Origin of the sequence: Pelomicrobium sp. G1, assembly GCF_051905455.1 — a bacterium.
Taxonomy (GTDB): domain Bacteria; phylum Pseudomonadota; class Gammaproteobacteria; order Burkholderiales; family UBA6910; genus Pelomicrobium.
Genome location: NZ_JBQACR010000002.1, coordinates 265,913 through 286,225, shown reverse-complemented (window position 1 = coordinate 286,225; position 20,313 = coordinate 265,913). Strand labels below are relative to the sequence as shown.

The window sequence follows — 20,313 nt, the reverse complement described above, 5'->3', positions numbered from 1 at the left end:
TTTCCGATTTCTTTTCGTCAGCCATGTCCGGTAACGTCCGCTCGCTTCTCGAAAGTGCCCTCTTGTTCCCCCGCCCGGGGCGCTCGGTCCGTCAGCCGGTCCACGGCGCGGACGGCCTGCTCCAGATCGCCGTACTGGAGCCGATACGCTTCGCACGCCCGAGTAAGCCGGGCCACCGCGTCGAAGGCGGCGGGGCCCAGGGTTTCGTAGTTGAATGCGTTGCCCGAGAGCTTGACGAAGGCGCGGGGAGCGGGGACGCGCTCCACCGCCACGGGGGAGCCCGGTGCGTACTTGGGAAAGACGATCAGAAAGGGTTGCGCGGGGACGTGTCGTCGCTCGACGCTCTCGGGCGAGGGCGCCAGATGGGCCACGGTTCCCTTGCGGGTCTTGGGGAATTCCGGCCCCAGCACGGCTTGGGAGGCGAAGCGCCGGATCACGCCGATGGACTCGTTTTTGAGCGCAACAGGGCGCAGCAGGGGCAACAGCCGCCCGGACTCGAGATCCACGACGCCGAACTCATCAGAGAGCAGGCGGTAGCCCCGGCAGGCGAGCCCCGCGGTCAAGGTGCTTTTCCCGGAGCCCGGATGGGCCGGAAGCACCACCGCCCGGCCTTCCCGCTCCACCACGCCCGCATGGAGCAGCAGATAGCGGTGGCAGCGCTGGGCGATGCACCAGTTCATGCCCCACTCCAGCAAGGGCAAATGGGTATCGGCGGGAAACGGCTGGAAGGGGACCGATCCGTCCACCTGGAACACCACCTGGGGACGCACCACCCGCCTCAAGCCCCGCTGCCGATAGAGCCCTACGGTCAAGTCGAAGAAGCCTTCGGAAGGCAGCGCCGGGAAAGCCCCGTAGAGCCGCTTCAGCAGATCGGGGAGGGCGGGTACGTCGGAGCGCACCCGCGCCCGCACCAGGCCGAAATCCAGCGCCAGGCCGGCGGAGCGCAAGCGGGTGGCGATGGCCTCGTGGGGCAGGCCCGCGACGGTTTCATTCATCGGCGCGGACGACGAGCCCCATGCGCTCCAGCTCCTCCAGGAGGAGCAAGACCTGGGATCGCCAATGGGCGTCGGCGGGAGCGGAACCCTCGAGGGCCGCGGCCACCAGATCCTCCAGGGGCCGAGGCCCGGAGGTCAAGGCGTCCAGGACGCGCAGCGCGGTCTCGTTGAGGTAATGGGTCTGCCAGGACAGAGGATTGAACACCAAAGCTTCGCCCCCCTCGCGGAAGATGCGCAATCCCTCGGAAGCGCGCAATGCCCAGCGCCGAGACGAGCCGGAAGCGATGGGGGTGCCGTCCCGCCTGGCGCCCACGCCCGGAAGGGGCTTCAGACCTTGATCGGAGAAACCGAGGTCCAGCAAGAAGTGGTGATCGGCGTTCCCCCGTTAGGCTCCCACGCGTAGCCCACTTGCCGGATGTCGGTTCCCTCACCGTCCACGTAAGAAAGGGCGTAGTAGTTTCCGGGGGCCTTCTCGAAGCGATGGACGTTGAAAACCGTGTACTCCGTGAGTTCGGCGCCAAACTTGCCGCTGCCCTGGTTCACCAGCCGCCAGAACCGGGTGTTGTCGGTGCCGATGAAGTAAAGGCCGGGAATCTTTTTGTGCGGGTTTTTGTAGAGGTGATAGACGTAGAGTCTGACCCGCATCCACTCGTCTGCATCCACAGCCGATATCTCGGCGGGCTTGGTGCCGTAACTCGTCGCCTTAAGTGCATCGTTTTCCACGCACGCGGCAGCGCTGCCCACGGCGACGGCCGAGGCCGGGCGCACCGTCAACACCAGCGGCGCGGCGACTATCCCTTTCAGGAGGCCGCGACGGCCTTTTTCGATCGGTTCGTGATCCATAATCCCGGGAAAGGCGCTTGGCTCTAACCTCTAGTGACTAGCAAATTGTGTACCGGGTACCCCGGGTAGACGCCAACACCTTGAACAAGCCCAAGTATAGCCAATCCTGACGGACCGGGCGGGTTTTTGGATGACCGGAATGTTAAGTTTTTTGACATCCCGATCTCCCTTTACGGCCCCCTTAATGCCCATAGTCCACAACTCGTCAACCATTCACTGGCTATTTCCGCGCCGCCCTTCAAGGAAAGAATCAGGAATGGAATGGTTTGGGCGGTGATCATGAAAACCCATCCCCTCCCTAACCCTCCCCTTGAAGGGGAGGGAACCCCATCCCCTCCCCTAACCCGCCCACGGCCCGGCATGCCCATGTCCTCCTGCCCCTTCAAGGGGGAGGCTAGGAGGGGGATGGGTTCTATGTGTGTGCAGACGCGGAGCGGCCCTCCCCGAACCCCCAGCCGCCTCTCGAAGGAGAGAGAATCGAATTGCGGTCCCCCAGTGCCATGATGGGACGCGCGCCAATGTGGAACGCCCGATACCACCTGGGCAGGGGCGGCGAATTTGGGGGTGGGCCTAGGGCTCACGGGCCCGCCGTCCGGCGGGGAGACCCGCCCGGACCGCCCTCCAGGGCAAGGGGCCTGCCTTCGGGCCGGTAAGCGAACGCCCCCACTGTCCCCGCTTTTCGGGGCAGCCCGTCGTAGTCCATGGTCGCTTCCGGCAAGCGCCGGAGCCGCTCGGGCAGCGTGTCCGAAGAGAGCCGCAATGCACCCAGGGGCGACACGTCCAGATGCGGGGGAGCGGCGAAAGGCGCCCGTAAATACTGCGCCGCTTCGGCGTAGGGCAAACCCAGGTTTCCTTCCCCGTCCAGACCGAAAATAGGCTCCCCCGCGAACACAGCGTTTCCGGCGACCACCGGCGCATGACCCGGCGCTACGCCGCGAACGACGAGGCCCGCGTCCCGGGCGACCACGGTGTTGTGGAAAACGTGGATTTCCCGCGGCAGGCCGCGGTGAGGCTGGATGAGAATGGCCGAACCCGAGGGGTTCACGAAAGCGTTGTTGTAGAGGGCCACATTGCCTTCGCCCTGGAACAGGGGTTCGCCGGAAGGATTGTCGTAGAAGAAGTTGCCGTAAATAAGGTACCGGTCGTTGACCCCCGGGCCTTCGGGCGGCCAATGCCCCACGAGGAGATTCGGGCGCGCCCTGGGGCCAGTGGAAGCGTTGTTTGCCTTGCTGAACACGTTGTGGCGGATGACGGTCTCACTATCCCCGATGGGCATCCCGGCAAGCTGCGGCCTCCCGATCTGGTGCTTGATCTGCAGGTTGTAGCCGATCGTGTCGCGCACCACGTTGTGCTCGATCAACCCGGAGACGAAAGGGGCACGGCCGTCGGAATCGCCGAGATAGAGTCCCGTACCGGCTCCCAGGATCACGTTGCCCCGGATCACCCATCCCCAAGTGGGGCACTTGGTGGAGATGCCCACGATGGACTGATCGACCCCGTGATTGATGATCAGGAGGTTTTCCAGCGTGATGTGGTGGGCGAAGGCCGCGTGGCCTTCGGCCTTGACTCCATCCGCGATCTGGCTCCGCCCGTCCAGCACCAGATTGCGGACGACGATGTGAGCGGCGTTGACCAGGCTCACGGTATTGGCGCCCCGGCGGGCGAGGAACACTGGCCGCTCTCGGCCGGGGATCCCCGAGATCGCGATGGGCGCTTCTTCGGTCCCGCTCAACCGATGGATGGGAAGCCCGTAGCGATACGTCCCCGGCGCGAGCCAGAGGGTATCGCCGGGAGCGAGCCGCCCGAGAATGGCCAGATAATTGTCCGGGCGCCCCGTGTACTCGGCAGCCATCGAAGGCGCGCTGAGCGACACGAGGCTCCACCCCACGAGGACGGCCACGGTTCGCAGGAACTTTGTGTGCCTCGACACTCTCATCAGCCCACAGCTTGCTCGGGCCGCCCTCCTGTAGGGTGCGTTGAGCGAAGCGAAACGCACCGAACGATGCTGACCCATACGACGGTTTAGGCCCTACCGTGACATCGGCCCCACGTACTCGCGAGAAATCACCAGGTTGTCGATGAACACGTCCTGGTCGTAGGGCGAGGGCGTCATGCCCCCATGCCAATAATTGACGTGGATCTTTTGAATCTTGATCTTGGGAATGTCCCGGTAGCGGACGTCCGTCTTCTCGAACACGAGTCGGCCGTCGAGCCACACCTTGTAGATCCCGTCGTTGTGGCCCGGCGTGTTCATCTTCACGTAGTGCTCGATCGCGTACCAGCGGTTGTTCTCCAGAAAACCGCGCGGCCCAAGAGACCATACCCAGAGGTCTCCATATCTGCCTTTCTGGTCCGCGTGGTAGGCGTAGCTCGCGGCGATCGTATAGCGCGCGAGGGGGTTTTCCCGCTCAGGCTTGCGCAGGAACTCGCTGCGGATGGACCAGCCGTTGGTGCCGGTGGCGCGACCCTGCATGCCGTAGGTGCCTGCCACCCCAGGCATCTTGCCCCCATCAGCGATAGGAGCCCAGTTGCTGCCGAAGCGCTGGTAATAGCGGAAGTAGATCTCCTCCGGTTCGCTCCCCTTTTCGAAGTAGTACTCCATGTTGAGCCCCAGGTTGCCGCCTTTCCTGACGGTCACGCGAAGGGCCCTTCCCTGAAGCGGCTCGAAGCGCAAGCTTTCGTCCCGATCCACCACCCGGAACACGCTTTCTTTCTGGATCGCCCACCCGTTCGTCCAGGACCGGCTCTCGAACCCCTCGAACTTGACCACCGCCGGGTCCCGCTCGATGCCTTGATCGTTGGGATAGCGATCGGCAAGGCCCCGACGCACCTGAGCGCTGCGGTCGATCCGCGGGGCATCCAGCTCGTAGACTCCGGCTGTCGCCGCGCCGGTCTGTCCTTCGGCCTGTTTGGTGAGTTCCAGAACCGCGCGCTGGAGGCCGCTGGCGGCTGCGACCGGGCGCATATCGAAATAAAGCAGTGACCGATAGCCACCGCCGATGCGCAGGATCTCCATCTTCCCCAGCGACTTGTTAGTGGAACAATGCAAGGAGGTGTCGGCGGCCGGCGGGATCTCCTTTTCGGTTCTGTCGGTGAACGTGATCCGCAGCCGCGGGTGATAAGCAGGTTCCGAGCTTTCGCGGCTGTAAAAATTGACGACCCCCGAGCGGGTCGCCGGTATCGCCTGGACGAGCAATCCCCCGTTGGACGAGGGTTGCTCCAGCCAGCGCCGAACGAGTTCCGTGACATCCCATTGCACAGGAACCGCGCTGGCCTCCTGGGCAATCACTCGTTCGGCGTAAGGCTCAGGACCGTCCTGCTTGCCCTTGGCATCGATCCAATCGCCGCCGCGCGTTTTCCAGGGGATGCGAGCCGCGGTGTTGTAGTAATCGCAGGTAGCGCCGCTGGGACCGTCGTAGAGCGGTATTACCTCTTCCGCAAGGCAGACCGAGACCACCGTGAACGTGACGACGATAGGGGCAAATCGAAGGTAGAAGGAAACCATCCCCGCTCGATGAGCTGTATTGTGATTGAACTTACCGAGAATTACGCAACTGGATGACAATTGCTTTGCCTATGCTGACGGCAAGGCTCCCCTCTCTCCGTGGAGAGGGGAGAGAGCCATACAGCGCATCGCTTCGTGGCAGGATTATGTAAGGCACCATAGCATCAGGAGCCGACTTCCCCGGCTGCCTGGCGCGCCCGCCCGATCCTGCGCATCTGGCGCAGGGCGACCATATGCGTCAGCGTGTAGATGCCTTTCCAGGGCAGCCTCAGGGTATCGGCACCTGCGTACAACTCCTGGATATCGGCGGGCAATCCCGCCAGCCCCATCCGCCGCAGCCGTGGCCCCAGAAGCTGGAACTCGAAGTGCCGCCGCCCGTAGCGCACGAGTCGCCGCCAATACTTGGGCCATTCGCTCAGCTTTCCGATGGGAACCGAATCGAATTCGAAAACCGCATCCGGGCAGGGATGGATCAGGCGATCATCCCACTCGCCCCGGGGCTCCAAGTCCCACTTGATGAGAGCGCCCAGGAGGCCGTCGTCGCCCTCGAGCTTGAGGGGCAGTCGCACGCCGTGGCGCCTCAAGCGTTCGACGAAGGCGCCGCGCAAAGCGTACAGATTCGCCACAAGGCCCCGTTGTTCGAGGATCTCTCGCCGGTCTTTCACCATGCTGCGACCCGAGCCCGGGACGGCGGATGCTGCATGAGCATGGGAGTCGGCTCGTAGCGCTTCGGCCATCGTCGAGAGGGAGCCCGCACGTATCCGTGCATCTCCATCCATGAAGAAGTAGACCTCTCGACCGGGACACCGCAGAGGGACCGTTTCATGGATAAAGACGTTCCAGGCGTTGCATTTGTCGCCGAGTGCGATCGAGACCAGATGAACCTCTGAGCGAGAGCGCGAATACTCGCGAACGATGTCCTCCGTTCGATCGGTGCATCCGTTCGCCATCACGTATATGTCCAGCTCGTGCTCCGGCTCCGCGGCACACAGGCTGTCCAAGCATACACCGATCTTTTCCTCCTCGTTGTGTGCCAAGACCATAACAGGCCAAGCGGAACCTGTTTTCATGGTGATTGCCTCATTTCAGTCTGCCACGGCACGGCCGACTTGCCTCCCCCTCCTAAGGGGGAGAGTCGGGAGGAGGATGGGGGACCTTTGCTTCAAAGCCAAGCGTCAACCGAGACTACTTCCAGTGACCTTTCGCCTGCAGCTTTTCACGTAATCCGGTCAAGGGGTAACCAAGCGCATAGGCTCGCTTCGCGTGCTCTATGGACTTGTCGTACTGTCCAAGTTCGAAATAGGCTAAGCCGAGGTTATAGTCGAGGTTCGGGTCCTCCAGCCCCAGTGCCTTCGCCTCCTCGAATTGCTGCAAGGCGGCCTGGGGATTGTTTTTTCGCAGGAAGTAAATTCCGTAAACGAGCCGCACGTTGGGGTCGTCGTTGGCGAAGCGCAGCGCCCGGTCAAAGTAACACTCCAGGGTATAGCGTGCCCCATCCGGCTGATCACGCTTCTCTCTCTCGGAAAGCCGAATCATGGCCATAAGCGCCCTGGGGTGATTGGGAAAGGCCCGAAGCGTATAGTCAATATCTGCACCTATCTTTCCCGTACGCCCTTGGAGCAGCGATTCAATACCGGCTGTGAAGTGCGCGCCTTCAACCAGCCTTTTCTGCTCGGAGGTGGCCTTGCGATAGTCGAAAGGGCCATACCCGTTGGCCAAATCGCCGCAGTCCCAAGCATGATAACCTTGATGAGCCGCCATCACCGGAACTCCCATGTTCAGAAAGCCTAACAAAAGGAACATAAGAAAGCGCACGGCAACTTCTCCTATTCCACAATCGCTCTCATCCGGAGCATTGCCCATATACGGCACGTCGCCTCCGTTCTAAAAAGGGGCCATAAGAAAATACTAACAAAGTGTTACAGTTCGGGACACCATTTTTGTACTCCGGCAACGATCGCAGCCATATGATCTCGTTGCGCCACAGCAAAAATGTTTTTATGGTGACTTTCACTCTCATAGAAAGCCGGTTTTGGAGTACCGCAGTGCGCAGCTTGATCGCTTGCTTCCTAGTCACCGGAGTTTTGGCTTCAGACTTGGTTCGTGCTGAACATGGCGTTGACGCAAGTTCTTGGAGCACAGGAACGAATGTCGGCACCTACGACCCGTCTACTTTTACATGGAAGCCAGGCCGTGATGCCAAGGGACTCATCAACCGCGTGTCCTTCGAGCGGTTGCCACTCAAGACTTGGGTCAAGGCGGATGGCACTGCCATGAAAGACAACCTGGAGCCGCGGATCAAGGCCGCGATTCCCACCTGGAGAGAGCTCGGAAACTGGGGCTTGTACACCCGGGCATGGAACGGATTTGCGGTGGACCGAGAAGGTAACCGAGCCTGGTTCTTCGGCGGCGGCCACGCGGACGGAAGCAACAACGGCTTGTATCGACTCGACGCGGCCAAGCTCCAGTGGGACATCGAAGCGCTGCCGAGCGATCCGGCCAAGTGGGATCCCAGTTACGCAAAGCGGCCTCCAGCGACAGGAAGTTACACGGTCTACACGGAAACGAAGGCCCAATGGGAGAGAGATCGCAGCGAATACTATGACATCGACAATCAAGGGAATCCAACGGCCCGCCATACTTACCGCTCCCTAACCTACGACCCGATTGATCAAAAGGTCGTCATGGTGTGCCGTCGCTGGTGGGATTTCGATCTCAAGACGCGCAAATGGTCCGTGCGCTTTCCTTTCGACAGATCGTTTCGGTCCGGGGAAGATTATCGGGGCGCGGAAGGGTATATGGGCGAAAACATTGATTCGACCTTTGACGAGCGAAGCGGCTTCGTCATCGCCGGGCCCACCGATAATGGCGACTATGGGCGGTTCATGGCCTGGAACCCAGCCACGAACGAGTGGCAAGATCGAAAAGATATCCAGGGCGGATATGAAGCGCGTGGCGGCACCCTGGAACGTCGTGGGCGGGAGTGGTGGCTCATCACGCTCGTCAGCCGCAAAAACATGCACGTGCGAGACTGGTGGCCGCTAAAGCTCCGCATCCATGACCTCGACACGCGACAGCGGCGGGTGGTGGAAGCAAGGCTCGACCCGCGAATCACCATAGACTCATTCTCCACCAAGGGACCCGATGGAGCGGCTTTGACTTATGTCGATGACTGGGACGCCTTTATCTACGCAGTGCCATTGATGAAAAACCGCGACGGAGCCGAGCGCAGCGTCGTTCTGCTTCTAATCGATCCAAAAACCTACGAAATCACCTTTGCAGACGAAAAACTTGGGATCAAGCCTGGTGCGCTGCCCGCGAATACGTTCCACGTGGTCGAACGTAATATGGTCTATTTTCCCCGCTTACATTTACTTGTCTGGATGGATTCGGGTGAGTCGCCCCTCTATGTCATGAGGACGCGATAAACCTGATGCAGGACGATAACAGGCGAAGCTTTCCAACGCAGCCCTGACTCTAGCTCACCGCCTATTTTCTACCTAGACGCCCTAGGGCGATCGAGCCCGCGCTGGCCGCAAGATAAGCGATAGCTTTGACCGAAAATGGACGCTCTTTGAGAGCCTCGGCAAAAGCGGCAGCCGCCAATGCCCTATTTCCCTCTCGGTACTGAGCAAGACCGAAGCTAAAATGACTCTGAAAACACCGACGCCTGAATTCTATCGGGTTTGGTTTCGCCCCATCGCGTCCCTCATAACCAAATCTGCGAATGGCGGATTTCCGCAGCGCAGATGCGTGATCCTTGCTAGATACTCTTCGTGAAGCTTGCCCGTGATGCACTCTATAAAGCGCTATCACCTGCCTGAGTTTGCAAAACTTGTAGCGTCTTGAAGCGCGAATCACATAATCCCAGTCATCTGCCGGCGGGAGAGACTCATCGAAAAAGCCAGTCTTGTGTATGACCTCAGCACGGAACATTGCTGTGGTCAGAAGCACCCAGTTAGTCAGCAGGAGTTGATGGTAGATCCAGCCCGAAAGCGTCTCCACGACATCGTCTGGATCAAGCGTGCGCTCGGGGAAGCACGCTTCGGTGCCATCAACCCAATTTTTGAATTAGCCGTACACGACGCCAATTTCTGGACGCCTTCGAAAGGACTCAAGCTGCGCTGCCAGCTTTTGGGGATGCCAGAAGTCATCGTGATCCAGAAAAGCGATGTAGCGGCCCTTTGCGTTCTTGATCCCCGTATTACGGGCTGCCGCCACGCCGGCGTTCTCTTGCCGAAAAATGCGAACGCGCGGATCATTTTTGGGTATCGCCGCTATCGTCCCATCGATCGACCCGTCATCGACCACCAATATCTCGAAGCCCCTGAAGGTCTGGGCAAAGACGCTGCCAATGGTCTGAGCAATGAAGCGCTCACTATTGAACGTGGGGACAATAACGCTGACTTCCGGCACAGCGACTTTCCTTTCAGATTAGAACTTCCAAAGGCGCCGGATGGCTCAGGAAAGCCGTCGGGCTTGCCGTGAGCCCGTAGGCGCCCGACTGGAAAATGACGATCAAATCCCCGAGGTGAGCTTCGGCCAGCTCCATGCGGTCCGCCAGCAGGTCCAGCGGCGTGCACAGCGGTCCCACCACGGAGACCACCTCTCGCCGTTCTCCCCGGACCCGGTTCCCCACCACCACCGGGTAGTTCTTGCGGATCACCTGCCCGAAGTTGCCGGAGGCGGAAAGATGGTGATGCAGTCCACCGTCGGTCACCAGGAACACGTGCCCCCGGGACTCTTTCCGGTCGATCACCCGGCACACGTAGATCCCCGCCTCGCCTACCAGGTAGCGCCCCAGCTCCAGCACCAGGTGGGCGCCCGGCAAATCGCGCCGCACGCGCTCGGTCAGCCCGGCGAGGTTTCGCCCGATGGGGGCGAGATCCAAGGGCTGCTCCCCCGGGAAGTAGGGAATCCCGAACCCGCCGCCGATGTTGACCACTTTGACCGGCGCAGGCGCTTCCCGGGAGAGGCTGACGGCCAGCTCGTAGGATTTCACCTGGGTCTCGACGATGGCCTCGGCCTTTAAGTTCTGGGAGCCGGCGAAGATGTGGAATCCTTCGAAAGCGAGGCCCAGCGCGCCCATCTCGTGGAGCAACTCCGGCACCTTCTCCGCGTCGACGCCGAAGGGCTTGGGGCCACCCCCCATTTTGGCTCCGGACGACTTGAGCTCGAAATCCGGATTCACCCGCACCGCCACCCGGGCAGGGAGTCCCAGTTCCGCCGAAATCCGGGCAAGCGCCCGGGCCTCCCGGAAGGACTCCACGTTCACCAAGATGCCGGCCGCGACCGCCTGGCGCAGCTCCTCGTCCCGTTTTCCTGGGCCGGCGAAGCTGATCTCGGCGGGCGCCATGCCGCTATCCAGCGCCACGCGAAGCTCCCCCGCGGAAGCCACATCGAGCCCGTCCACCCGCCCGGCCATATGGGCCACCAGCGCCGGCATGGGATTCGCTTTGACGGCGTAGTGAAGTCTCACCGCTTCCGGCAAGTGGCGCTTGAGGAGCGCCACCCGCTCGCCGATGAGGCCGCGGTCGTAGGCGTAGAAAGGGGTGCGGCCCACCCGCTCGGCAAGCCGGGTAAGGGGCATGCCGCCCACCTGGAGGCAATCGTCGATGACGGGGAAGGGGCAGACGAAAGCGTGCTCAAGGGCGCTCATTGGTTGCCTTTATGCTCTTATTGACAGGCACTTATTAACATAAATAGACTAGTCTAACACTAGTCTGATATGGGCACATCAACATGCGTGAAATCGGCGCTTACGAGGCGAAGACCCATCTTCCCAAATTGCTGGAGCGGGTGGAAAAGGGGGAGCGTTTCCTGATCACCAAGCACGGTCGTCCGGTGGCGGAGCTGGCCCCCGTGAGCAAACGCGATCCCCAGCGCATCCGCAAGGCTATCGAGGATCTTAAGGCATTCCAGGCGGCCCATGACCTGGGCGGCCTTTCCGTGCGCGACATGATCGAGGAAGGTCGTAAATAGTGCCCTTCGTGCTGGACTGTTCGGTGACCATGGCCTGGGTGTTCCGGGACGAGGCCACCGACAGGACTGAGGCCCTGCGCGATGCTCTCGTGACCGAGCTGGCGGTCGTGCCCGAGCTGTGGCCCATCGAGGTGGCCAACGTTCTGCTCGTGGCAACGCGCCGGGGACGACTCGCGGAAGATGACTGGCGGCGCATTTTCGCCGATCTTGGGGCGCTTCCCATCGAGGTCGATCCTAATACTTCCAATCAAGCGCTCCAGATATTGGATTTGGCCCACCGCCACGGGATTTCGGCCTATGACGCCGCTTACCTGGAGCTTGCGCTGCGCATGCAGCTTCCGCTCGCCACCCTCGATCGGAAGCTGGCCGCGGCCTGCCGCTCCGCCGGCGTGGCGGTGGTGACTTGAAGAAGCCCCTTAGAACCTGTCTCAAAATCGCCGGCGCGGAAGGGCGCTTCAGCGCACCGTCGCGGCGCCTCTGGATGCGCAGTGCGTTTCGGCTGCGCACAACGCCGCCTAGCCGATTTTGAGATAGGTCTATGTAAAAGAAGCTCGAAACATCCCCGCGAATTCCTGAGCCAGGCCCTTGCGGTCGATCTTGCCGTTGGGATTGCGCGGCAGCGCCCTCCGCCGAAGCTCCACGTGGGCGGGCACCATGTAGGCGGGAAGCCGTTCCCGGCATTCGGCGATGATCGCCTCCGCCGTGGGATCGTGCCCATCCTTGGGCACGACCACCGCCACGATGGCCTGCCCCAGCGTTGGGTGCTCCACTCCGAACGCCGCCGCCTCCGCCACGAGCTGGGTGCTGTAGAGCACCTCTTCGATCTCCGTGGGACTCACCCGGTAGCCGGAGGTCTTGATCATCTCGTCCCGGCGACCGATGAAGTAGAGAAAGCCTTCCTCGTCCATGCGCACGGTATCCCCGGAAAAGACGGCGATCTCGGGCAGCACGAGGCCCGCCTCCCGCCCGGGCAACGGCTTGAACCGCTCGGCGGTTTTCTCGGGGTCGTTCCAGTAGCCCATGGCCACCAGCGCCCCCCGGTGCACCAACTCCCCGGGTTCGTTGGGGCCGCAGGGGGTCCCGTCCTCCCGCAACACCAGGATCTCGGCGTTGGGGATCGCTTTGCCGATGGAGTCCGGCCGGCGGTCCACTTCCTCCGGGGGCAGATAGGTGGAGCGGAAGGCTTCGGTCAGCCCGTACATCAGGTAAACCTTGGTCCCGGGCAGCCGCGCCCGGAGCGCCTTCAACGTCTCCAAAGGCATCCGGCCGCCGGTATTGGCGATGTAGCGCAAGTGTCCGGCGATGGGCTGGGGCCAGGCCACCTGGGTCAACTGGATCCACAGGGGCGGCACGGCGGTCAGGCCCGTGACCCTCTCCCTGGCAAGGGCCTTGACCACGTCCTGGGGCAAAAGGTAATTGAGCAGCACGACCCGGGCGCCCACGTGAAACGCGGTGGTAAGCTGGCTGAAGCCCGCGTCGAAGGAGAGGGGGAGCGCGGCCAGGATCGCGTCCTCCGGGCCGTTTTCCAGATACTGGGCGACGCTCTTCGCCCCCGCCACCAGGTTGCGGTGGGACAGCACCACGCCTTTCGGGCGGCCGGTGCTGCCGGAGGTGTAAAGGATCGCCGCCATGTCGGTGTCGATCACCCGGTGGCCGGGCCGGGGCGGCGACGCGAGCAGCTCGTTCCAGGCGTGGACCGACAGGCCTTTCAACGCGCCGCGGGCAATCGATTGACGACCATCTGCCCCTACGACGACCACGTGCCGCAGGTCGGGGCACTCGACTAGCACGCCGGTGAGGGTCTCCAGGCGCTCACCTGACGTGACCAGCACGCGGACGTTGCAATCCTTCAGGATATAGGCGACCTGCTCCGCCTTGAGCAGCGGGTTGATCGGCACGAAAACCCCGCCGGCCGCGGAGGTGCCGAAGATGGCGATGACGGTCTCAAAGCGCTTTTCCAGGTAGACGGCCACCCGTTCGGCGCGGGCCAACGAAAGCGCCAAAAGGCCGCTGCAAAAAGCGTCGATCTGTGCGGCAAGCTCGCTATAGGAAAGCGACGCCTCGGCGTAGGTCAAGGCCCGGCTCGAAGGGATGCCTTCGGCCGACGCTGTCGGAAGATCATGCAGGAGAGTCGTTGATTTCATGGGTTATTTTGACAGCGCTTCTCAGGAATTTTACTCGACCGCCAGCATGATGATAGTGAAAGAAGCGCGTTGCGGTCTTGTTCCTTGATCCGCTGGGATTGTTAAAGACTTTTATAAAGCGCTGTTGCCGATCGGTCCGACGAGCGCGCGAACGCGTTGGGCGCTGCTCCAAAAGGTCTTGCCAAAGTGACGTCTTTTAGCGCCCTCTCCCTTTCTGGGCATACGCTGCGAGGATGAGACCCCACCAAGCATGCGCTGTTCGCTCGCAAACTTTCAGCATGCTCGCTGGCATGCCCAAATGCCTTCTGCCCTCGAAGCCGTGCGTACAGTCGCTCCTCCTCTCACGATTTTCGACATCTCACGAAGTGGTCCGAAATTCCAACAAAGCGGAAAAAGTGCGGCATTAAAAAGTCGTCGTCTGTCGTTTTCCCCGCCTAGGATGCGATGGTAGGCCTGCCAAGTTCTTTGACGCCAAGAATAACACCGTGTTTAAACGATCCTGAATACATCGCTTGATCGCAACCCTGTTTTCTATATGAGTCCATACTTGCTCGGTACTCCGTTCGGCAGTCAGGGTGGCTGGTAACTCAAGTGCAAGCTCGCCTATTCCAAAATGCTCGAATAGGCCCTGTACTTTCCCTTGGTAAGAAAAGCATGCGGCAGGAATTCCCATACCTAGGGCGGCAATCGCGAGGTGCATCCTCCCGGTGACGAGGAACTCTAGGCGTGCGCAGATGGCCTTGACTTCCGCGGCTGACAGCTTATTCGCGACCGTCAAGACGTAATCTCGTGTCACATTGGCAAGCTTCTCATGGATGAGCTGTGCAAGACGATCGTCGCTCCAAGGACCCCGATAGTCATGGGGAATAAGGATGAAACAATATCGAGGATTTGCGGCGCGTAGAGATTCAATCAACGCTACATTAAAACCTATCAATTCCAAAAACGCGCTATAAGGGTCATCGTGATGATCTTTGACCAACAGATAGTTCGCGTTGATCCCGATGGGAATTTGCCCAACTGCCCTCCGTTCTTCGATCCAAGCGGTAACGGCTCTGGAAGCCGGCGTGCTCCTTGGCTGGAGCAAGAATGCCAGATCGGCGGATAATTCACCAGGAACGCCAGCGAACGAGCGAAGTCTTTGCAACGACAAGGGATCACGCGGAAAGAAAAGAACGGATGGCGGCAAGGCACGTATGGCTTGGATAACGGCGATGTCTAAAGCTACGTTTAAGCTGAACCCCACCACCCGTGTACTCATTCCAGCCCTCGCTACCAAGCGAACAAGCTCTAGCCTTCTTACGGAACCCTCAACGCTGTATCCTCCATCCAACACATCCGCGCCAAGGCAAACGAACGATTCGAAACTCGTGCTCATCCATAGGAAGCGACACTTGTCGCTCCATGATCCCCAGGAGAAAAACCTGCTCAGGACGATGCTCTTGTGCTCGCCTACCGGATATCGCTGATTCCGGCGCGTGTGATAGATGACGGCTATTTTGGCATAACCGATCGAGCGAAGGCGCTCCGCAGCCACGATCATCATCGCCTCATCCCCTAGGCTTCCGGGATCGGCGGGAGAGAGAATAATGATGCCAGGATGCTTGTCAACGAGGCGGTACAACTGCCTGACCGACGCCGATATAAACACGAGCAAGCCCAGTAAGGCATGCTTGACCGAACCTGTGATTGAGACGTGTTCCGGCCACGCATTTCTAAGCGTTGTAATTACGCGCATTACCTGTCTAGCGGATCCCTGCCGATGCCCAACGAACGATGGCGTTTGATGTTTGACCATGCGTTCGACAATTCGGCCTGCAGCGGGTGGCCAAATATCAGAATTCCTACAATCCAGGCAATCGCTGCCCAAGTTCCAACCCAAAATAATTGCAGCAAGGGGTTGGTGGCCTCAGCCGCTATCAGTGCGTGCGCCGCCACCGAAATTCCCAAGCAAAGGAGCGCAACTTTAGCGCTTACGCCACAGGCGCGAAGGGCGCGCATCGCTTTTAAGCCGATGACCTGCTTTAACTGCTCACCGTACAGCACGAACGCCATCGCGGAACCGAGCGCAGCGCCGTAGGCAACCGCCGTTAAAGAATGTAACGAGGCAAGCAGCGCAATGCCTATGGTCAAAGGCGTCAAAAAGAGCTGAACACGCAACTTGCGCCGCGCTTGCCCAAGAGCCCCAAGCAACGTGGGCGCAAAGGCCCAGGTGCAATAAATCATCGAGCTGACCGCGAGAATCCTCGCTAGAGGAGCCGCCTCCAGCCACTGATGGCCGAACAAGACTTCGATGATCTCGCGCGACATCACCGCAGCGAAAGCAAAAAACGGCCAGGCAACCCCCGTGAAATAGGCAAGCGCCCGGGTATATTCTGGAACAATGTCCCGGCCGGCCCGATTTGCTGCCGCGAAGCTGGGATGGGCGACCCGGATGATGGCCGAAGTGATGTTCTGGTGGAACTGGCTCATCAGGCCGACGGCGCGGTTGTAAAGACCCAACGAAGCGAAGCCGAGCTGCTTGGCGATGATGAATTCGTAGGCGTTTCTAGACACCTCTTGCAGCAGGGTCGCGCCACTCACGCGGGAGCCGTAGTCCCAGACACGCCTCCACTCTCTGAATCCGGGCAGCAGCCAGGCTTCTCGCGGACGAAAATAACCTGTGCCGAGGATCTGCACGACATTGGCCGCAACTCCAGCCCAGGCGAGGCTCAGGTAGCTGAAGCCCTGCCATGCGAGCGCAATCGCCGTCGCCGCTTGCGTGAGCGCTGCAGCGGTCTGAATGACAAATATAGCGGCAAATTTCATTTCCCGAGTAAGAACGGCGTAAGCGGGAAACGCCAGAGGCAGAAGCAAGAAATTCAAGGTCAATATCGCTAGCACCGCTCGCAATCCAGGCTCGTCGTAGTATTCGGCCAAGGGCCAGCGTGATAGAAAGACAACCGCCGCGATTGACCACGATGTTACGATCGCGAGCCCGTAGGCTGCCTTGAGCCGATCTCGGGTCAGTTCCCGCTCCTGGATGATGTATTCGCTCACGCCGAAGTCGCGCAGAGTCCCGGCAATCGCTGTGAAGGCGGCGCAGAGGGAGAAAATCCCGATCTCTTCGGGTGTGAGCAGCCGCGCCAGGATCATGGTGCTGACGAGGTAGATCATCAGCCCCACGTAGCGCTGGGCGAAGGAGAGAAAAAGGGCTCTGCGGGTGCCGCTCAAGGCAATCCACTCATTGCCGTTAGGAAAGTCTAACCACGGCGGCTAAGAGCTGCCGTTAGCTCGTCCTGAATGCGTCGTATAACCGCCTTCCTTTCGTAGTGCCTAACGAAGGCGGTTCTTGCTGCACTACCCACCGCCTGTCTTGCAGCGACATTGTTCAACAGAAAAGCACACAGGCCCGCCATTTCTTCTGGGTCATCGGATAAATAGATCTCCTCACGATTCCGGAATTCCAACCCTTCGGCTCCGAGCGTCGTTGAGACCACCGGGACCCCGTAGGAGGCGGCCTCAATTATTTTGAGCCGCGTTCCGCTTCCAGCCCTGATCGGACAGCATAATACGCTAACGGTTTTATAAAGCTCGTCTAGTCGGCGCACAAAGCCGGTGAATTCCACGCTCTGCGGCGATTCTTGAAAGCTAGGGATTTTTTCCGGTTCTGGTCCGGCAATGATGAGTTTGGCTTCTGGGCAGTGGCGCTGAATTCTTGGCCATATCTGCTTTATGAGAAACTCAGCGGCATCGGCGTTGGGTGGGTATCCGTATGATCCAATGAACAAGATGGTCTTGGTGCCTTGGAGTGTAGCCACTGCTTCGTGCAATGGCACGGCATTGGGTATGACAGAAATACTCTCAGGACGACAGAATCTGGACAATCGCTTTTTGTCTAGTTGCGAGCAGACGAAAGCCTTTCGAGCAGCAGCTATAGCCTTCCTTGTTCCGAAGGCCAAGGCAGGCACCTGAGCGAGCTTGAGTCTCTCTCCGGGCCAGGCCGCCATTTGCCTAAGCCGTCGCAAAAGCGCAAGGTAATCCAGGTCATCAAGATCAATAAAGAGCGGCGGCAATCTCTTTCTCAGATGCCGGCAAGCGCAGGTCACAGAGAGCTTGTGTAAAAAAATAAAATCAGGCTGATCCTGAAGTCTCTCAAGAAGAGCATGAGCTTGTTTGGTCCCTGCAGCTTGTCGATATGGGTGTTGATTGCAGTAATCCAGCGTTCCAGTCAAGTAATACCTGAGCGCGCCTGTGGTAGGCTGTTCAAGATAATCAAGGTGCGAGAGAAAAAGATTGATGTCTAGTGCCCAGTCGACCCGTAGAAGATCTTGCCAGGCTGCAATGCTCCTTCTGTTGATTTCGAAGCTTGGTGGCGCAAAAAAAAGGACGTCGAGACGCTCACATAGACCGGCTGCCGCCTCAAGAAACATCCGCAATCGCTGAAAGACGCCATAAGTTGCCTGTTCTGGCGGATTCGGAAAATGGCGTGATACAAACAAAGCCCTCACTTTTGATCCGTATTAGCTAGGATTTCGTTTGATAGTCGGTGTCCCGGTGTTGTGTGAGGTGGTCTTTGTTAGGATGCCATGCGTTTCTCCTGTGCGATCGGGCGTGCGTCCAGGAATGTCTGCATCGGCGTCTTGCCGAAGCACCAGCGTCCCTGGTGCGGGCGCCGCCAATTGTAGTTCTCTAGCCACGCATCGAGGTCCTGCTACAGCTCTTCGATCGAGCGGTAGATCTTCTTTCTGAACGCCACGCGGTAGAACTCATCGAGCATCGTGCGATGCAGCCGCTCGACGATGCCGCGGATCTCGGGGCTCTTGGTCTTGGTGCGACTGTGGTCGATGTCCTCGATCGCGAGGTAGAGCTCGTACTCGTGCCGCTCGGGGTTGCCGCAGTACTCGGTCCCCCGGTCGGTGAGAACGCGCAGCAGCGGCACCTCCTGCGCCTCGTAGAAGGGCAGCACCCGATCGTTGAGCAAGTCCGCCGCGCTGATCGGGGTCTTCCGGTCATAGAGCTTCGCGAAGGCCACTTTTGCGCAGGTGTCCACGAAGTTCTGCTGGTCGATCCGCCCTACGCCCTTGAGCGTTCCGACGTAGAAGGTGTCTTGAGCGCCGCAGTAGCCCGGGCGCTCGGACTCGAACTCTGCGTACACCTCCTTCTCGGCCTTTGCCTTCTCCATGGCAGGCAACTGCGCTTCGGTCAGCACCAGCCCCCCTGCGCCACCTTCGCTTCCAGCGCCTTCAGCCGCTTTCGGGCCTTCTCTAAATCATGACGCAGCCAAACACAGCGCACACCCGCCTGGCCAGTACATCGATACCCGCGCCTGTCCCAGCCAGGCTGCTTGCGCGCCAAGCGCCACAATCGCCTGTGCGATCTCGGGGACGACCCGGCTCTTGATCACGGGCTTTCGCCGGCTGATATCCTGCAGCGCTAGCTTGGCCCCCTCTCATAGAGCTCCTTGAAACGGCAAATGCTGTCTCGCAAGCACCCCATCATGCGGCATGCCTGGCTGACGTTGTCCAGCTGCTGCGCCTGCTCCAGCAGCCCCACCTCGCAGCGAATCACTTTCTGTTGCTTGTTCATCGTGTCGGTCCTCTCCACAGCGCCCTTCGGCCCTTCGACTGAGGGTGCTGCAAACATATCAAAACCGACACGCCTTGTCAGATTAAGTCTTGGCTCATGCGCTTTAAGCCATTCCTTTCAACCGAAAGAGTTGCGGGTTACCGCCGGGTAAATCCGCCCAAAAAAACGATCGCAATGCCGGCACCTCGCGAAAGCGACCCCAGGTTCCGTTCCTTACCCCATTGAAGGCGGGGACTGCACTTCTGTGCGGTGCGAGTTGTTCATGGGTCAATACGTATGGCCCGTGAAAAGGATCGTCTGGCATGAGCAGCTTGTGAACTATCAGGCTGCCGCCCCCCTCGTACCCCACTCCACAGTTGAGCAGATCAGACCAAACCATTCCGAGCTTGAACAATTCCGCCCGATTTGTTCCTTTGATCGGAAAAGGTTTCTGGGTGCTTGCTGAAATCTTCAAGGAGACTCTATTGCGTCGTCTGCTGGGTGCGCCCAGATCGACGACGTAGACTTGCTGGGTACGTGGGTTTTCGTCATCCCAGTCGCTCAGGCCAATCATCACATCCGCTAATGGATTGATTAACCAGCTCGTGGAGCGATTGTTCGGTATATCGTGATAGGTAATTTCACCGTCGGCGCTCAGGAAAGCCATCCGCCATAAGGTGCCATAGCATGCGCCTACCCACCAACCTTTGCGTTTGCGATCCATCACGGTGGAAGGATAAGTTCCCATGAGGCCGTCGAAATCGATGGTCAACCACTTCGTGACTCCCAATTTCTTCTGGTTCAAATCGAACCGCAAGACCCTGTTCCTAATCCGCCCGCCCGCATGGAAAAATTGCAGTAGTTCGCCTCTTGGCGCGGTAGCACCCCATGATACGGGGAAATACTGGAGGCCGAGATACGTATGCGGAGTGTAATAGGTTCCATCTTCGAACCTACCATCTTGGTCGAGCGGCTGTCCTTCCACGTTTTGCCGAATAGGCTCGTTGGTCGAATACCAAGTTAACCGATCGAAATCGAAACACAGCACTGGCTGAAAAACCGGTGTTCCTTTCGGCAAGTGCCCGCTCGAGTGGTAAAGCATGGCTCCGAGCTGTCCCCATTCCGGGGCGTAGGCGCCGCCGCCCCATTGGATGAATGGGTCTAGCACCCTGCGCTTGGCATAAAACTTCGGAGCGGCCTCCTCCGGTGTATTGGTCGCAGGCAAATCAGCGAACGTGCCTTCCGGTGGCACCCAGGGCGGCAATCCGCTCGATTCGACCATGATTTCCCTGCCCAC

Annotated in this window: 17 protein-coding genes and 1 pseudogene; 3 read left to right on the top strand and 15 right to left on the bottom strand. The window is 59.9% G+C overall.

The features are described 5' to 3' along the window. Nucleotides 1–17: 17 nt before the first annotated feature. The 7 genes from ACTFO6_RS03490 to ACTFO6_RS03460 form a co-directional block, all read right to left on the bottom strand. Complete coding sequence (locus ACTFO6_RS03490; protein WP_439933050.1) at nt 18–995, bottom strand: HprK-related kinase A; 978 nt, start codon at nt 993–995, stop codon at nt 18–20. After that, entirely contained in the window at nt 988–1,356 is a 369-nt protein-coding gene (locus tag ACTFO6_RS03485) for an HPr-rel-A system PqqD family peptide chaperone (RefSeq protein WP_439933049.1), read from the bottom strand. Before ACTFO6_RS03485 ends, ACTFO6_RS03490 begins: the two co-directional genes overlap by 8 nt. Continuing rightward, the gene (locus ACTFO6_RS03480) at nt 1,323–1,838 is read right to left on the bottom strand and encodes a hypothetical protein (RefSeq protein ID WP_439933048.1); all 516 of its coding nucleotides are present in this window, start codon (nt 1,836–1,838) and stop codon (nt 1,323–1,325) included. The genes ACTFO6_RS03485 and ACTFO6_RS03480 overlap by 34 nt, the downstream gene beginning before the upstream one ends. 577 nt (nt 1,839–2,415) lie before the next feature. Then, the gene (locus ACTFO6_RS03475; protein WP_439933047.1) at nt 2,416–3,690 is read right to left on the bottom strand and encodes a hypothetical protein; all 1,275 of its coding nucleotides are present in this window, start codon (nt 3,688–3,690) and stop codon (nt 2,416–2,418) included. Nucleotides 3,691–3,867: 177 nt separating this feature from the next. Beyond that, on the bottom strand, nt 3,868–5,343 hold the full coding sequence (locus ACTFO6_RS03470) for a polysaccharide lyase (protein WP_439933046.1): 1,476 nt from the start codon (nt 5,341–5,343) through the stop codon (nt 3,868–3,870). A 164-nt stretch (nt 5,344–5,507) separates the two neighbouring features. Continuing rightward, the gene (locus ACTFO6_RS03465) at nt 5,508–6,386 is read right to left on the bottom strand and encodes a glycosyltransferase (protein WP_439933045.1); all 879 of its coding nucleotides are present in this window, start codon (nt 6,384–6,386) and stop codon (nt 5,508–5,510) included. Between the two features lie 142 nt (nt 6,387–6,528). Further along, nucleotides 6,529–7,158: a tetratricopeptide repeat protein gene (locus ACTFO6_RS03460; RefSeq protein ID WP_439933044.1), complete on the bottom strand. Its 630-nt coding sequence runs from the start codon at nt 7,156–7,158 to the stop codon at nt 6,529–6,531. 152 nt (nt 7,159–7,310) lie between these two features. On the opposite strand from ACTFO6_RS03460, the gene ACTFO6_RS03455 reads away from it, so the two are divergent. Then, entirely contained in the window at nt 7,311–8,771 is a 1,461-nt protein-coding gene (locus ACTFO6_RS03455; protein WP_439933043.1) for a hypothetical protein, read from the top strand. A 643-nt stretch (nt 8,772–9,414) separates the two neighbouring features. Here the strand turns inward: ACTFO6_RS03455 and ACTFO6_RS03450 are convergent. Further along, nucleotides 9,415–9,759 carry a glycosyltransferase family 2 protein gene (locus ACTFO6_RS03450; protein WP_439933042.1) on the bottom strand — a complete coding sequence of 115 codons (345 nt, stop codon included), beginning with the start codon at nt 9,757–9,759 and terminating at the stop codon, nt 9,415–9,417. A gap of 13 nt (nt 9,760–9,772) precedes the next feature. After that, the gene (locus ACTFO6_RS03445; RefSeq protein ID WP_439933041.1) at nt 9,773–11,002 is read right to left on the bottom strand and encodes a pyridoxal-dependent decarboxylase, exosortase A system-associated; all 1,230 of its coding nucleotides are present in this window, start codon (nt 11,000–11,002) and stop codon (nt 9,773–9,775) included. An 83-nt stretch (nt 11,003–11,085) separates the two neighbouring features. Between ACTFO6_RS03445 and ACTFO6_RS03440 the strand changes: the two genes are divergently transcribed. Further along, nucleotides 11,086–11,325 carry a type II toxin-antitoxin system Phd/YefM family antitoxin gene (locus ACTFO6_RS03440; RefSeq protein WP_439933040.1) on the top strand — a complete coding sequence of 80 codons (240 nt, stop codon included), beginning with the start codon at nt 11,086–11,088 and terminating at the stop codon, nt 11,323–11,325. Continuing rightward, on the top strand, nt 11,325–11,732 hold the full coding sequence (locus ACTFO6_RS03435; protein ID WP_439933039.1) for a type II toxin-antitoxin system VapC family toxin: 408 nt from the start codon (nt 11,325–11,327) through the stop codon (nt 11,730–11,732). The genes ACTFO6_RS03440 and ACTFO6_RS03435 overlap by 1 nt, the downstream gene beginning before the upstream one ends. 129 nt (nt 11,733–11,861) lie before the next feature. On the opposite strand, the gene ACTFO6_RS03430 is transcribed toward ACTFO6_RS03435, so the two are convergent. From ACTFO6_RS03430 to ACTFO6_RS03405, 6 genes and pseudogenes are all read right to left on the bottom strand, one after another. Continuing rightward, nucleotides 11,862–13,469 (bottom strand): acyl-CoA ligase (AMP-forming), exosortase A system-associated, encoded by a 1,608-nt coding sequence (locus tag ACTFO6_RS03430; protein ID WP_439933038.1) that lies wholly within the window; start codon nt 13,467–13,469, stop codon nt 11,862–11,864. Nucleotides 13,470–13,872: 403 nt separating this feature from the next. Then, a complete protein-coding gene (locus ACTFO6_RS03425) occupies nt 13,873–15,207 on the bottom strand; it encodes a polysaccharide pyruvyl transferase family protein (protein WP_439933037.1) in 1,335 nt (444 codons plus the stop codon). Then, a complete protein-coding gene (locus tag ACTFO6_RS03420) occupies nt 15,207–16,682 on the bottom strand; it encodes a lipopolysaccharide biosynthesis protein (protein ID WP_439933036.1) in 1,476 nt (491 codons plus the stop codon). Before ACTFO6_RS03420 ends, ACTFO6_RS03425 begins: the two co-directional genes overlap by 1 nt. 29 nt (nt 16,683–16,711) lie before the next feature. Next, nucleotides 16,712–17,959, bottom strand: coding sequence for a glycosyltransferase (locus ACTFO6_RS03415; protein WP_439933035.1), 1,248 nt, complete (start codon nt 17,957–17,959; stop codon nt 16,712–16,714). Nucleotides 17,960–18,027: 68 nt separating this feature from the next. Continuing rightward, nucleotides 18,028–19,037, bottom strand: a pseudogene (locus tag ACTFO6_RS03410) (integrase core domain-containing protein). A 103-nt stretch (nt 19,038–19,140) separates the two neighbouring features. Next, nucleotides 19,141–20,298 carry a hypothetical protein gene (locus tag ACTFO6_RS03405; RefSeq protein WP_439933034.1) on the bottom strand — a complete coding sequence of 386 codons (1,158 nt, stop codon included), beginning with the start codon at nt 20,296–20,298 and terminating at the stop codon, nt 19,141–19,143. Between the last annotated feature and the right edge of the window lie 15 nt (nt 20,299–20,313).